The organism is Streptomyces sp. NPDC001852 (genome assembly GCF_042891825.1).
Lineage (GTDB): Bacteria > Actinomycetota > Actinomycetes > Streptomycetales > Streptomycetaceae > Streptomyces.
Window position 1 is genome coordinate 198,144 of record NZ_JBIATN010000008.1, and the last position, 13,010, is coordinate 211,153.

At 71.2% G+C, this 13,010-nt stretch carries 13 protein-coding genes and 2 tRNA genes; 6 read left to right on the forward strand and 9 right to left on the reverse strand.

Features of this window, described 5'->3' with window-relative positions; all coding sequences use genetic code 11:
• Positions 1-134: 134 nt before the first annotated feature.
• Positions 135-208, reverse strand: a tRNA-Lys gene (locus ACFYZB_RS16450).
• A gap of 185 nt (positions 209-393) precedes the next feature.
• On the opposite strand from ACFYZB_RS16450, the gene ACFYZB_RS16455 reads away from it, so the two are divergent.
• From ACFYZB_RS16455 to ACFYZB_RS16475, 5 genes are all read left to right on the forward strand, one after another.
• Entirely contained in the window at positions 394-1,533 is a 1,140-nt protein-coding gene (locus ACFYZB_RS16455; protein ID WP_388758881.1) for a peptidoglycan-binding protein, read from the forward strand.
• A gap of 7 nt (positions 1,534-1,540) precedes the next feature.
• Positions 1,541-2,719 (forward strand): SPFH domain-containing protein, encoded by a 1,179-nt coding sequence (locus ACFYZB_RS16460; protein WP_388758883.1) that lies wholly within the window; start codon positions 1,541-1,543, stop codon positions 2,717-2,719.
• Between the two features lie 111 nt (positions 2,720-2,830).
• Positions 2,831-3,436 (forward strand): lytic polysaccharide monooxygenase auxiliary activity family 9 protein, encoded by a 606-nt coding sequence (locus ACFYZB_RS16465; protein ID WP_351207273.1) that lies wholly within the window; start codon positions 2,831-2,833, stop codon positions 3,434-3,436.
• A 119-nt stretch (positions 3,437-3,555) separates the two neighbouring features.
• Positions 3,556-4,023 (forward strand): DUF3592 domain-containing protein, encoded by a 468-nt coding sequence (locus ACFYZB_RS16470; RefSeq protein ID WP_388758885.1) that lies wholly within the window; start codon positions 3,556-3,558, stop codon positions 4,021-4,023.
• Positions 4,024-4,063: 40 nt separating this feature from the next.
• The gene (locus ACFYZB_RS16475) at positions 4,064-5,701 is read left to right on the forward strand and encodes an AMP-binding protein (protein WP_388758887.1); all 1,638 of its coding nucleotides are present in this window, start codon (positions 4,064-4,066) and stop codon (positions 5,699-5,701) included.
• A 56-nt stretch (positions 5,702-5,757) separates the two neighbouring features.
• Here ACFYZB_RS16475 and ACFYZB_RS16480 read toward each other — a convergent pair.
• The 6 genes from ACFYZB_RS16480 to ehuB form a co-directional block, all read right to left on the reverse strand.
• A tRNA-Lys gene (locus tag ACFYZB_RS16480) sits at positions 5,758-5,831 on the reverse strand.
• Between the two features lie 95 nt (positions 5,832-5,926).
• The gene (locus ACFYZB_RS16485; protein WP_388758889.1) at positions 5,927-6,685 is read right to left on the reverse strand and encodes an IclR family transcriptional regulator; all 759 of its coding nucleotides are present in this window, start codon (positions 6,683-6,685) and stop codon (positions 5,927-5,929) included.
• A gap of 210 nt (positions 6,686-6,895) precedes the next feature.
• Positions 6,896-7,678 carry an ectoine/hydroxyectoine ABC transporter ATP-binding protein EhuA gene (gene ehuA / locus ACFYZB_RS16490; RefSeq protein ID WP_351207281.1) on the reverse strand — a complete coding sequence of 261 codons (783 nt, stop codon included), beginning with the start codon at positions 7,676-7,678 and terminating at the stop codon, positions 6,896-6,898.
• On the reverse strand, positions 7,668-8,318 hold the full coding sequence (gene ehuD / locus ACFYZB_RS16495) for an ectoine/hydroxyectoine ABC transporter permease subunit EhuD (protein ID WP_351207283.1): 651 nt from the start codon (positions 8,316-8,318) through the stop codon (positions 7,668-7,670). Before ehuD ends, ehuA begins: the two co-directional genes overlap by 11 nt.
• Positions 8,315-9,034 carry an ectoine/hydroxyectoine ABC transporter permease subunit EhuC gene (ehuC, locus tag ACFYZB_RS16500; protein WP_388758892.1) on the reverse strand — a complete coding sequence of 240 codons (720 nt, stop codon included), beginning with the start codon at positions 9,032-9,034 and terminating at the stop codon, positions 8,315-8,317. Before ehuC ends, ehuD begins: the two co-directional genes overlap by 4 nt.
• On the reverse strand, positions 9,031-9,957 hold the full coding sequence (gene ehuB, locus ACFYZB_RS16505) for an ectoine/hydroxyectoine ABC transporter substrate-binding protein EhuB (protein WP_388758894.1): 927 nt from the start codon (positions 9,955-9,957) through the stop codon (positions 9,031-9,033). The genes ehuC and ehuB overlap by 4 nt, the downstream gene beginning before the upstream one ends.
• Before the next feature lie 47 nt (positions 9,958-10,004).
• On the opposite strand from ehuB, the gene ACFYZB_RS16510 reads away from it, so the two are divergent.
• Positions 10,005-10,499, forward strand: a complete 495-nt coding sequence (locus ACFYZB_RS16510; protein ID WP_351207289.1) for a DUF3830 family protein — start codon at positions 10,005-10,007, stop codon at positions 10,497-10,499.
• Here ACFYZB_RS16510 and ACFYZB_RS16515 read toward each other — a convergent pair.
• Both ACFYZB_RS16515 and ACFYZB_RS16520 read right to left on the reverse strand, forming a co-directional pair.
• Positions 10,480-11,883: an amidase gene (locus tag ACFYZB_RS16515; protein ID WP_388758896.1), complete on the reverse strand. Its 1,404-nt coding sequence runs from the start codon at positions 11,881-11,883 to the stop codon at positions 10,480-10,482. The two genes, ACFYZB_RS16510 and ACFYZB_RS16515, sit on opposite strands and share 20 nt — an antisense overlap.
• Positions 11,884-11,933: 50 nt before the next feature.
• On the reverse strand, positions 11,934-12,884 hold the full coding sequence (locus ACFYZB_RS16520) for a D-2-hydroxyacid dehydrogenase (protein ID WP_388758898.1): 951 nt from the start codon (positions 12,882-12,884) through the stop codon (positions 11,934-11,936).
• Between the last annotated feature and the right edge of the window lie 126 nt (positions 12,885-13,010).

Below are 13,010 nucleotides of genomic sequence, written 5' to 3' on the forward strand. Positions count from 1 at the left end.
GGCCGCACGGTGCCGGCCACTGCAGTAGGGGGTGTGGGTGGCGAAGCCCCCACTTCGCGCGGCGCAGCCGCGCAAAAACAGAGATGGCGAGCCAGGTCCGCGCTTTTTGCGGACGTGGCTCGCCATCGTCATCGTGCGCCGCCAGGGACTCGAACCCCGGACCCGCTGATTAAGAGTCAGCTGCTCTAACCAACTGAGCTAGCGGCGCCTGCTGACGGAGACAACTCTACCTGACGTCTGCGGGTGCCTGTGACCACCCCGGATGGCCGACCGGTGGCCCGGAGATGTGTGTACATCATTCGGACCGTCAAAGTGGCGGAGCCATGGGCCATTGGGAAACTGATCTTCGTGGACACTCACGGACAAATCCCCCATGAATGTGAGGTAGATCGCATGACGGCTCCGGTGTTCGAAGAGATCGACCCCGCCGCCGACTGCGACTGCCCCGGCTGCGTCGAAGGGCGCCTGACCCGCCGCGGCCCGTCGTCCGGCCGTACCGGCGCCCGCTCGGTGGCCTGTGCGATCGTGGCCGTCGCCGCCGCGTCCGCCGTGCTCGGCGCGACCGCCCCGGCCGCCGCCCTCGCCCCTGGCCACCCCGCCGCGGGGCGCGCCCACGCTCCCGGCGACGGCGACGGCGACGACGGCGGGACCGACACCCCCCAGGGCGGCCGGGCCCGGCTGCACGGCGAGGCGGGCAAGCCGGCCGATCCCGGCGCGGTCCCCATCCCCGCCACCACCCGGGCCCAGATCATCGACCGGGCCAAGGTCTGGGTGGCGGCAAAGGTGCCGTACAGCATGGAGAAGTACTGGTCCGACGGTTACCGGCAGGACTGCTCCGGCTATGTCTCCATGGCCTGGAACCTGGGGACCAACGAATGGACGGGCAGCCTCGACCAGTTCGGCACGAAGATCACCAAGGATGAGCTCGAACCCGGCGACATCCTGCTGTACCACAACCCCGACAACCCCGAGCAGGGCTCTCACGTGGTGATCTTCGGTGGCTGGACGGATGACAAGCACACCACCTACACGGTCTACGAGCAGACACCCCCGCACACCCGGAGCCAGGCCACCCCGTATCCCTACTGGAGCAACACCGACAAGTACGTCCCCTACCGCTACAAGGGTGTGACCGTCGGCAAGGAGGGCCCGCAGTCGGCATCGCAGGGGTCGCTCGAGCCGCAGGATGCGCCCGACGTGCAGGGAGCGCTCGCCCCGCGGGGGGTGCCTGCCTCGCGGGTGGTGCCCGCCTCGCACGGGGTGTCCGGCTATCCCGGCCGGGGCTACTTCCGTCCGGGCCAGGAGAACGCGTACATCACGCAACTGGGCCGCCGACTGATGGAGAAAGGTTTCGACACGTTCTATGCCGCCACCGGTCCCGGCCCGCGCTGGGGCGAAGGGCACCGCCGCGCGGTGGAGGCCTTCCAGCGCGCCCAGGGCTGGCGCGGCGGCGCGGCGGACGGCCACCCGGGCCCGGAGACCTGGCGCCGCCTGTTCGCCGACGCGAACCTTGACGACGTGACGAGCGCCTGAGGTACGCATGGGTACGACCACGTCGCACACACCGCCCGAATCCGAGGGGCAACCGGAGGACGCCCTGGAGTCGGTCGGGCGTCCGGCCCGGCTGCTCCCGGGAGGGTCGACCACCGAGATCCCCGTCCATCTGCTCTTCCGCGACGACCCCGACCCGCTGAACCCGGTGAAGGTGCCGCTCAAGCCCGCCGTGGTGGCCCGTCGGCGGGCCACCGGTGAACAGCCGTGCCCCAAACACACCAAGCACACCAAGCACAGCAAAAGCTCCGAACACCCCGAGCCGGTGTGCCGCCGGTCGCTGCCCGAGGTGGACCCGGAACTGGTGGAGCGCCCGGCACGGGTGCTGCCGGGGGCGGCCGGCGTGCTGGCCGGGGCGTCCGGGATCACCGGCTGTCTGGTGACCTCCTGGTGGGCGGGGCTGCTGCCGCCGGCCGTGGTGGAGGCGTTGCGGCTGCCCGCATCCCTGGGTGCGGGGCTCGGCCCGGCGCAGTGGGCGGCGTACGCGGGGGCGGGGGCGCTGGGGATGCTCGGCTTCGGCGGGCTGGCCAGGGGGCGGACCGGGCGGGCCTGGGTGCTCGGCCTGTGCGGCGGCTACCGCGGGACGGTACGGCGCACCGGGCTGCTCTGGGTGAACCCCCTGTTGTGGCGGCGCCGGGTCGATGTGCGGCTGCGGCACTGGCGCAGCGAGGCTATCCCGGCGGCGGATCCCGACGGGATGGCGCTCGGAGTGGTGGTGCAGGTGGTGTGGCGGATGCGGGACACCGCGCGGGCGGTGCTCGGCGTCGAGGACCACGAGGCGTATCTGCGGGAGTGCGTGGAGGCGGCGCTGGCGCGGGTGCCGGTGGAGCCGGTGGCCGCGACGCAGGGTGGGCTGACGGCGGCCGGGGACGCGCTGACCCGGCTGGTGGCGGAGGAGACCGCGCCGGTCGGCATGGAGGTGCTCTCGGTGCGGCCGCTCCGGGCGGAGTACGCCCCCGAGGTCGCGGCCGCGATGCACCGGCGCCGGATCGCCCGGCTGGACGCCCAACAGCGGGCCGACACGCTCAGTGCGGTGGTGGACTCGGTGGAGGACATGGTGACCCGGCTGACCGCGCGCGGTCTGGTCGCACTCGACGACTACGAGCGGAAGGCGCTGGTGCGGGACCTGACGGTCGCCTTCTGCTCGGGGCGCGGGGAGGCGTTGTAGCGAGGGGCGGAGTTGGTATGGACATGTTCAACTAACGGCAATAATCTGGGACTTGGTCTAGACCTACCTGCACAGCTCACCGAACTCCCCACGTTCTCCAGGAGCGGCAGTATGCACACCAGGACCAAGTTGTCCGCGGTCGTGCTGGGCGTGATGACCGCCGGAGCGTTCGCGCTCTCCACCGGCGGCGCCAGCGGGCACGGCTACACCGACCTCCCCATCAGCAGGCAGAAGCTCTGCGCCAACGGCACGGTGACGGGCTGCGGCGACATCCAGTACGAGCCGCAGAGCGTCGAGGGCCCCAAGGGATTCCCGGCCGCGGGGCCCGCCGACGGCCAGATCTGCAACGGCGGCCTGAGCCGGTTCGCCCAGCTCAGCTCGCCGACCACACCGTCCGGCGCGGCCTGGCCCACGACCAGGGTGACGGGCGGCCAGACGTACACCTTCCGCTGGCAGTTCACCGCCCAGCACGCCACGACGGACTTCAAGTACTTCGTCACCAAGCAGGGCTGGAACCAGAGCCACGCCCTGTCCCGCTCGGATCTCGACCTCACCCCGTTCCTGACCGTCCCGTACAACGGCCAGCGACCGCCGGCCACCCTCAGCCACACCGGCACCCTGCCGACCGGGCTGAGCGGGCACCACGTCATCCTCGCGGTGTGGACGATCGCCGACACGGGCAACGCGTTCTACGCCTGCTCGGACGTCACCTTCTGAGGCCCGTTCCGCCACGGCACGGAAACTGAGGTTCCCTTGAGGCCGGGCGCCCCTACCGCCGGGTACGTTCCTCGCACGCCGACCGAGGGGGACGGCGTACCGGACCTCGGGGGAACCGCATGTTCGAGCTCTTCTTCTACGCCCTGCCCACCGTCATGATCGTCGGCCTCGGGCACGCCGCCTTCCTGATGCTGCGCCGCGCCCGGCGGATCGGCAGGACCTGGGCGCACGGTCTGACCGCCGAGGCCCGCTGCCTGCGGATGTACACGACGACCAGCGGGGGCGGCGGGGACACGTCCGTGCGGACGACCCTGCACCACGTCTACGAGTTCACCACTTGCGAAGGCCACGCGGTCCGCTTCGAGGAGGAGGGCGGCCCGGCGACCGTCATGGAAGGCGACTTCGTCACCGTGCGGTATCTGCCGGAGCAGCCCCAGCGGGCCACCGCGCGCCCGCCGGCGCCCGCCAGGCTGGCCGCCGGCACCGGCTTCGGGGTGGCCTTCCTCGGGGCGGCCATCGCCTTCTGCGTCTTCTTCCTCGCCACCGCCCACACGATGTTCTCGGACTCCGGCGTCCCGACGCCGTGACCCTCCCCATCTGACACAGCGTCAGCTACCGTGCGCTGTCATGGAGTCCACGGCACGCACGGTCGCGGAGCTGGTCGCGGCGCGGTGGGGGGATCACCGCCCGGGACTCAAGAGCGACGAACGAGCGCTGACGCAGCACCAGTTCGCGGCGGGCGCCGCCGCGCGGGCCGCCCTGCTGGCCGACCTGCTGCCACCGGGTGCCGTACCGCATGTCGGCGTGCTCCTGGACAACACCGAGGAGTTCCCGCTCTGGCTCGGCGCCGCCGCCCTGGCCGGCGCGGCCGTCGCCGGGATCAACCCCACCCGCCGCGGATCCGAACTGGCCCGGGACATCCTGCACACCGAGTGCCCGCTCCTGGTCACCGAGCGGGCCCACCTGCCCCTGCTCGCCGATCTCGAGCTGCCGGGGGTGCGGGTCCTCGTGACGGACGGCGAGGAGTACGGCACCCTCCTCGCCCCCTACGCCGGTGCCGTACCCGATCCGTCGCGCGCCGCGCCCGCCGACCGGCTGCTGCTGTACTTCACCTCCGGGTCGACCGGCGCCCCCAAGGCCGCCCTGTGCTCCCAGGGCCGGCTGGCGGCGGCCGGACAGGCGCTGGTGCGGCAGTTCGGGGTGGGCGCGGACGACGTGCACTACGTCTGCATGCCGATGTTCCACGGCAACGCCGTGATCGCCGACTGGGCGCCCGCGCTGGCCGCCGGCGCGGGGGTCGCGCTGCGGCGGCGGTTCTCGGCGTCCGGGTTCCTGTCCGATGTGCGCCGGTACGGGGCGACGTACTTCACGTATGTCGGGCGGGCCATCCAGTACGTCCTCGCCACCGAGGAGCGGGCCGACGACCGCGACAACCCCCTGCGGCTCGGCTTCGGCACGGAGGCCGGCGCGGTGGACGCGGCGGCCTTCGAGCGGCGGTTCGGGGTCCGGCTGGTCGAGGGCTACGGCTCCTCCGAGGGCGGCGCGGCGATCCAGTGGGCGCGGGGGACCCCGGCGGGTGCGGTGGGACCGGCGAAGCCCGGACTCGTGGTCCTCGACCCGGCCACCGGGCGCGAGTGCCCGCCGGCCGTGTTCGACTCCGCCGGTCGCCTGCTCAACGGGGAGCGGGCGATAGGCGAGCTGGTGAACCGGGGCCCGAACCCCTTCGAGGGGTACTGGCGGAACCCGGCCGCCGAGGCCGAGCGGCGCAGGGGTGGCGCGTACTGGACCGGTGATCTGTTCTACCGGGACGCCGACGGCTATCTGTACTTCGCGGGCCGTACGGATGACAGGATCCGTGTCGACGGGGAGAACCTGGCCGCCGCGATGATCGAGAACATCGTCGCCCGGTACGAGGGCGCGGTGGCCGTCGCCGTCTACGGGGTGCCGGACCCGGTGACCGGGGACCAGGTGATGGCGACCATCGCCGGGAGCTTCGATCCGGCGGGCTTCGCGGAGTTCCTGGCGGCCCAGCCCGATCTGGGGACGAAGATGGCGCCCCGGTTCGTGCGGGTGGTGGAGCGGATGCCGGTGACGGCCACGAACAAGATCCACCGGGCACTGCTCAGGAGGGAGGGGTACGCGTGCGCCGATCCGGTGTGGTGGCGGCCGGCGGGGGAGGGCGGGTACCGGCTTCTCGCCGCTGAGGATGCGGAAGGGGGTGTGGGTGGCGAAGCCCCCACTTCGCGCGGCGAAGCCGCGCAATAACAGAGATGGCGAGCCAGGTCCGCGCTTTTTGCGGACGTGGCTCGCCATCGTCATCGTGCGCCGCCAGGGACTCGAACCCCGGACCCGCTGATTAAGAGTCAGCTGCTCTAACCAACTGAGCTAGCGGCGCATGACTCCCGCCGACCTCGGATTTTGTCTTCCTCGGCTGGCGACGAAGAAAATACTACCTGGTCCGGAGGGGTGCTTGTGACCACCCCGTGGGAACTAGATCGTGAGCGAGAGGAGGACCGGCGCGGCGTTGCGGTTCAGGGTCTCCGCCGCCTGCTTCAGCCGGTGCGCGTGCTCCACGGGAAGCGACAGTGCCAGGCAGCCCACCGACGAGCCCGCCGTGATCGGGACCGCCGCGCAGACCGTGCCGATCGCGTACTCCTGGAGGTCCAGGACCGGCACCGTCGGCGGCTGGGACTCCAGACGGGAGAGCAGGAGCTTGTCGCTGGTGATGGTGCGCGAGGTGAGGCGGGCCATCTTGTGCCGGGAGAGATGGTCGCGGCGGCCGTTGTGGTCGAGCTGGGTGAGCAGGCTCTTGCCGACCGCCGTGGCGTGGGCGGAGTAGCGGAAGTCGACCCACTCGTTGACCGCCGGGGTGGTGGGCCCGGCGGCGTACTGGGTGACCCTGACCTCGCCGTCGACGTAGCGGCTCATGTAGACCGCCGCGCCGACCGAGTCGCGCAGCCGGTCCAGGGTGTGCTGGAGCTTCTCGCGCACGGCCCGCTCCCGGTCGTGCGCGGAGGTGAGGCGGCGCAGGGTGTCGCCGGTGACGTACGCCCCGTCGGTGATCTGCTCGACATAGCCCTCCCGGCGCAGCATGCGCAGCAGGGCGGTGAGCCGCTCGGGGCCGAGGCCGGTGTGGCGGGCCAGTTCGGTGTCGGTGATGCCGGCGGAGTGGCGGGCGACGGTCTCCAGCACGCGCAGGGCGTCCTGGGCCGAGTGGTACGGGGCGGTCGGCTCGTTCATCAGCGCCACGGTGGTCCCCCTGCGCTCGCCTTTTTGGGCCGCGAGATCCGGTCGGCGGATCGCTACCACGATAACGGGCAAACCCGGTGCAGGGAGAGGGGGTTGGCGAGATTCTTCGCCCGCCTGACCCCTCCCAACTGCGGCGCAGACCCTCTGGCATATGCCAAAGTCATGACCCAGCGGCTGGACCTCGGGATCTGCCGGATTCACGCCCCGTGGTCACAGGACCGCGCTGAGGAATTCCCGGGTGCGGTCCTGCTCGGGCTCGGTGAAGATCTTGTCCGGGGAACCCGATTCGATCACCCGGCCGCCGTCGAACATCAGCACCTGGTCGGAGATGTCCCGGGCGAAACCCATCTCGTGGGTCACACAGAGCATGGTGATGTCGGTGCTGCGGGCGATGTCCCTGAGCAGGTCGAGCACGCCCGCGACCAGCTCCGGGTCGAGCGCGGAGGTCACCTCGTCCAGCAGCAGCACCCGTGGCCGCATCGCCAGCGCACGGGCGATCGCGACCCGCTGCTGCTGTCCGCCGGAGAGGCGGGTGGGCTTCGCGTCGCACTTGTCGGCCAGCCCGACCAGCTCCAGCAGCTCCCGGGCCCGCTCCTCGGCCTCGTCCTTGGACATGCCGAGGACCTGCACCGGCGCTTCGGTGATGTTCCGCAGCACGCTCATGTTCGGGAACAGGTTGAACTGCTGGAACACCATCCCGATCTTCTTGCGGACCTCCCGGACCTGTTTCTCCGGCGCCGGGAACAGCTGCTCCCCGTCGACGGTGATGGTGCCCTCGTCCGGCTTGGTGAGGGTCATCAGCAGTCTGAGGATCGTGGTCTTGCCGGAGCCGGAGGGCCCGATCAGGGTCACGTGCCGGCCGGCGTCGACGGAGAAGTCCAGCCGGTCGAGCACGGTGTTGGCGCCGAACCGCTTGGTGACGTTCTCCAGGCGGATCAGCTCGGTCGGCTGGGAGTCGGTGAGGGAGGGCTGCGGACGGGTCTCAACGGACAAGGCGTCGCTCCAGGGCTCGCATCAGAAGGGAGGCCAGGTAGGAGATGAGGATGAAGGCCACCCCGATCACGGTCAGGGGCTCGGTGAACTGGAAGTGCTGCTGGGAGAAGAGCCGGGCGCGCCCGAGCATGTCCAGCACGGTGATCGTCATCAGCATCGGGGTGTCCTTGAGCATGGCGATCACGTAGTTGCCGAGCGCGGGGACCACCCGGCGGATCGCCTGCGGCAGGATCACCACGGTCCAGGTCCGCCGCCGTGGCAGGTTCAGCGCGGTCGCCGCCTCCCACTGGCCGGCCGGCACCGCCTCGATGCCGGCCCGGTAGACCTGCATCGTGTACGTCGAGTAGTGCAGGCCGATCGCGAAGACGCCGGTGGTCAGCGCCGAGAAGGTCACGCCCCACTCGGGCAGCACATAGAACAGGAAGAACAGCTGCACCAGCAGCGGGGTGTTGCGCACGAACTCCGTGACCACACCCACCGGCCAGCGCACCCACCGGCTCGGCGTCCGCATCAGCAGCGTCCACACCAGACCGAGGGTGAAGGAGAGCAGCGAGCCCAGGGCCACGGCCTCCAGGGTGACCAGCAACCCCTGCCAGAAGTCCGGCATGAAGTCGCTCACGGCGTTCCAGTCCCACTTCATGCGACCCGACCCCCCACTCCGGTCGTCTGCGCGCGCTTGAGCTCACGCGCCGCCGAGAACGTTCCGGCGTCCTTGCCGATCCCGGCCTTCAGCCGCTTCTCCAGCGAGCGCATCAGCCGCGTCAGGACGAAGGCGATCGCGAAGTAGATCAGCAGCACGTACGTGTAGATCTCCGCGCTCTGCTGCAACGCCAGCCGCACGAGGTTCGCGCTGAACGTCAGATCGCCCATGCCCATGAGCGAGACCAGCGCGGTGCCCTTGAGCAGCTCGATCAGCAGGTTGCAGAAGGACGGGATCATCTCCGGCACCGCCTGCGGCAGCACGATCAGCCGCAGCCGCTGCCAGGGCGTGAAGCCGAGCGCGATGCCGCCCTCCTTCTGCGCCGGGTCCACCGCGTTCAGCGCGCCGCGCACGATCTCCGAGCCGTACGCGCCGTACGTCATCCCGAGCGCCAGCGTGCCGGCCCACATCGGCACCAGCTGCCAGCCGAAGGCGACCGGCAGCACGAAGAACACCCAGAAGATCATCACCAGCGCCGAGGTGCCGCGGAACACCTCGGTGTAGAGGCCGGCGAGGAAGCGCACGATCCACAGGCGGTGCGTGCGCGCGATACCGACGACGAAGGACACGGCGGCGGCCAGCAGGGCGCCGAACACCAGCAGCTGGACGGTCGTCCAGACGCCCTTCAGTACGAGTTCCCACAGTCCCGAGGTCATCCGCCGCACAGCTCCTTCGCGGTGAGGTCGGTCATCTCGGCCTTGGTGAACCCGAAGGGCCGAAGTATCCGGAACAGCTCGCCGCTCTTCTTCAGCTTGCGCAGCTCCACGTTGAAGGCGTCCCGCAGCTTGGTCTCGGTCGGCCGGAACGCGAACGCGCCGCCGTCGACGTGCGGTTTGCCCTTGACCAGCGGCGCGAAGGGCGCGGTGGCCTCCGTCCTGGCCGACTTCTTCACCACTTCCCGGGTGGTGAGCGCCGTACCGGCGAAGACGTCGACGCGCCCCGCCTCGACGGCGTTCAGCCCGGCGACCTGGTCCGGGACGATCAGGATGTCGCCCTGCTTGTACCCGGCCTCGACCGCGTACTGGATCTCCGCGTATCCGGTGCCGGTGGCGAACTTCGCCTTCTTCGCGACGACGTCCTTGTAGGAGTGCAACCCCAGCGGGTTGCCCTTGCGGACGATGAACGAGTCCAGCATCTGGTAGTCCGGATCGGCGAAGATCACCTGCTGGCAGCGCTCCGGATTGACGTACATCCCGGCCGCCACGACGTCGAACTGCTGCGAGTTGAGTCCCGGGATCAGCGAGCCGAACTCGGTCGGCACCGGCTGCACCCTGCCGACGCCGAGCCGCTTGAAGATCACCTTGGCGAGCTCGGGTGCCTCACCGGTGAGATGGCCGTCCTTGTCGATGTACCCGAAGGGGATCTCACCGGCGATCCCGAGCCGTACGACGCCCTGGGCGCGGAGGCGTTCGAGCAGGTCGCCGCCCTCCTTGCCGGACACCTCGGCCACCCGGGAGCAGCCCGCCGCGCCCAGCACGCCGAGGGCGGCGAGGCCGCCGAGCACCGAGCGCCGGGTGTGCCCGCTGTGTCTGAGTCCCGACCGGAATGTGTGTGCGTCGTTCCCAAGTGGTGGAGCCATGGCGGCGCGGCTACCCAAGCGGATCCGGGCTATGCACCCTGGTTTCCATGGCCGATCGATTCGTCACCGTCTCGCTCGAGAAGCGGGACGTGCACTGCACGGCACGACTGCTGACCGACCGTGCGCCCCTGACCTGCGAGGCGGTATGGCAGGCGCTCCCCCTCGCGGGCGACGTCTACCACGCCAAATACGCCCGCAACGAGATCTACGCCCTCTTCCCTCCGTTCGCCTCCACGGAACCCCCACTGGAGAACCCCACGGTCACCCCGATCCCCGGCGACCTCTGTTACTTCTCCTTCGCCGGCACCGAGCTGGGCACCAGGGCCTACGGCTACGACCGCGAGGTCCGCCCCGGCACCACCGTGGTCGACCTGGCCCTGTTCTACGAACGCAACAACCTTCTCCTCAACGGAGACGTGGGCTGGGTGCCGGGGATCGTGTGGGGCCAGGTGGTGGAGGGCCTGGAGACGATGGCCGAGGCCTGCAACGACCTGTGGCGCGGCGGGGCGGCGGGGGAGACGCTCAGTTTCCGGCGGACATGATGCCGGAGAGCGGAAGGCCGGCTTCGTACAGCGCGTGCGCCGCCCGCAGGACCAGGTCGTCCCGGTGCCGGGCGGCGACGAGTTGGAGACCCACCGGCAGGCCCTGGTCGTCTTTCCCGACCGGGACCGTGGCAGCCGGCTGCTGGGTGAGGTTGAACGGGTAGGTGAAGGGTGTCCAGCCCGTCCAGCGGTGGTGGGTCGAGCCCCTCGGCGCCTCCACGCCCGCCTCGAAGGCCGTCAGCGGCAGGGTCGGGGTGACCAGAAGGTCGTAGCGCTCGTGGAAGCGGCCCATGCGCCGGCCGAGGTCCATGCGGACGTCGACGGCGGCCAGGTAGTCCAGGGCGCTGTAGCGGGCGCCCCGCACGCAGATCTCCCGCAGGCCGGGGTCCAGCAGCTGCCGTTTGCGCGGGGAGAACCGCTCGGTGACCCGGGCCGCGCCGCTGAACCACAGGGTGTGGAAGGCGTCCACCGGCTCGCTGAAGTCCGGGTCGGTCTCCTCGACGTACGCGCCGAGGTCGGCCAGGCGGGCCACCGTACGCCGTACCGCCGCCGCGACCGCCGGCTGGACCGCGACCTGGCCGCCCAGGGACGGGGAGTACGCCACCCGCAGGCCGTGCACGCCGCCCCTCAGCGCCTCCGTGAAGGAGCCCGGCGCGGGCGGCAGGCCCGACCAGTCGCGTGCGTCCGGGGCGCCGATGACGTCCAGCAGCAGGGCCGCGTCGGCCGCGTCCCGGGTCATCGGGCCCGCGTGGGAGAGCGTGCCGAAGGCACTGGCCGGGTACAGGGGCACCCGGCCGTACGTCGGCTTCAGCCCGAAGATGCCGCAGAACGCGGCCGGGATACGGATGCTGCCCCCGCCGTCCGTGCCCAGCGACAGCGGGCCCGCGCCGAGCGCCACGGCCGCAGCGCTGCCCCCGCTGGAGCCGCCGGCGGTGCGGGAGTGGTCGTGCGGGTTGCGGGTGATCCCGGTCAGCGGGGAGTCCGTCACGCCCTTCCACCCGAACTCGGGGGTCGTCGTCTTGCCCAGGAACACCGCTCCGTGCTCGCGCAGCCGGGCCACCGAGGGGGCGTCCTCCTCCCACTCGCCCTGCTCGGAGATCGTCCTGGAGCCCCGCAGGGTCGGGTGGCCGCGCAGCAGGAGGATGTCCTTCACCGTCACCGGGACGCCGTCCAGCAGCCCGGCCGGTTCGCCGCGCCGCCAGCGCTCCTCCGACGCGCGCGCCCGGGCCAGCGCGTCCTCCTCGGTGAGCCGCACGAACGCGTTCACCTCCGGCTGGATCCGCCGGGCCCGCTCCAGGGCCTGCCCGGTCGCCTCCACGGGACTGAACTCGCCCTTGCGGTAACCGTCGAGGAGCGCTACGGCGGTCAGGTCGGTGAGCTGCATGCACCCTCCAAGAGGCCAAGGGGTCCCAGCGGACCGGGAGGTCCACGCGGTCAGTGACCGGGGACGTAACCCCGTTTCTTGTCGACCACGTTCACCAGAGATCTGCCCGTCGCCCACCGCTCGTACAACTCCACGAACTGAGCACCCAGTTCGTCCCGCCAGCCGGCCGTGTCCCCGCTCATGTGCGGGGAGACGATCAGCCCCGGCAGCCCCCACAACGGACTGTCCGCAGGGAGGGGTTCGGCGGTGAAGACGTCCAGGGCCGCGCCCGCGATCCAGCGCCGGGTCAGGGCGTGGGCGAGGGCCTCCTCGTCGACGAGCCCGCCCCGGCCGACGTTGACGAAGAAGGCGGAAGGCTGCATGACGCCGAAACGGTGGCTGTCGAACATGCGGTACGTCGCCTCGGTGAGCGGCGCCGCCGCGATCACCCAGTCCGCGCGGGAGATCAGCCGGTCCAGGTCGGCCGGCCCGTGGATGCCGGTCCGTGGGACCCGCCCGACCAGCGCCGTCGTCACGCCGAGGGCCTTCAGGGTGCGGACGATCGCCCGGCCGATCGGGCCCGAGCCGACCACGCACGCGCGCGTCCCCGCCACCCGCCGGCCCTCCCGGTGCCGCCAGGTCCGCTCCCGCTGGTACTCCAGCGTGCGGGGCAGGTCCTTGGCGACCGCCAGCACCAGGGCCGCCACGTACTCGGCGATCGGCTGGTCGAAGATCCCGCGCGCGTTCGTGACCACCGTGTCGGACGCGGCCAGCTCCGGGCCCAGCAGATGGTCCACGCCCGCGCTGGCCGTGTGCACCCAGCGCGGCCGGTGCCCCTCCCCGGGCCAGGCCTCGCGCACCGCGTGCGAGGTGAAGTCCCAGACCAGCAGGACGTCCGCCTGCGGCAGCCGCTCGGCAAGACGGGCGGCATCCGTGTGCACGATCCGGGCGCGGCCGGTCAGCCGGCCGAGGCGGGGCGGCGGGTCGGCGTTCAGGACGAGGAGGGTGGGCAGGGTCGTCATACGGGGCGGCTCCGAGCGTCCGACGTGCGCGGATCAGGCAGTCCGGCATGCGCGGACCAAGCGTCTGACATGCGCGGTTTATCCGCGGATTGACCACGCTCGCACCCGAACCTACCTTCGTCAACA

Coding starts and splice junctions, on each gene's coding strand:
- ACFYZB_RS16465 (WP_351207273.1), top strand. CDS start 2,831: ATGCACACCAGGACCAAGTTGTCCGCGGTCGTGCTGGGCGTGATGACC.
- ACFYZB_RS16520 (WP_388758898.1), bottom strand. CDS start 12,884: ATGACGACCCTGCCCACCCTCCTCGTCCTGAACGCCGACCCGCCGCCC.
- ACFYZB_RS16510 (WP_351207289.1), top strand. CDS start 10,005: ATGGCCGATCGATTCGTCACCGTCTCGCTCGAGAAGCGGGACGTGCAC.
- ehuD (WP_351207283.1), bottom strand. CDS start 8,318: ATGAAGTGGGACTGGAACGCCGTGAGCGACTTCATGCCGGACTTCTGG.
- ehuC (WP_388758892.1), bottom strand. CDS start 9,034: ATGACCTCGGGACTGTGGGAACTCGTACTGAAGGGCGTCTGGACGACC.
- ACFYZB_RS16460 (WP_388758883.1), top strand. CDS start 1,541: ATGGGTACGACCACGTCGCACACACCGCCCGAATCCGAGGGGCAACCG.
- ACFYZB_RS16455 (WP_388758881.1), top strand. CDS start 394: ATGACGGCTCCGGTGTTCGAAGAGATCGACCCCGCCGCCGACTGCGAC.
- ACFYZB_RS16515 (WP_388758896.1), bottom strand. CDS start 11,883: ATGCAGCTCACCGACCTGACCGCCGTAGCGCTCCTCGACGGTTACCGC.
- ACFYZB_RS16470 (WP_388758885.1), top strand. CDS start 3,556: ATGTTCGAGCTCTTCTTCTACGCCCTGCCCACCGTCATGATCGTCGGC.
- ehuB (WP_388758894.1), bottom strand. CDS start 9,957: ATGGCTCCACCACTTGGGAACGACGCACACACATTCCGGTCGGGACTC.
- ACFYZB_RS16475 (WP_388758887.1), top strand. CDS start 4,064: ATGGAGTCCACGGCACGCACGGTCGCGGAGCTGGTCGCGGCGCGGTGG.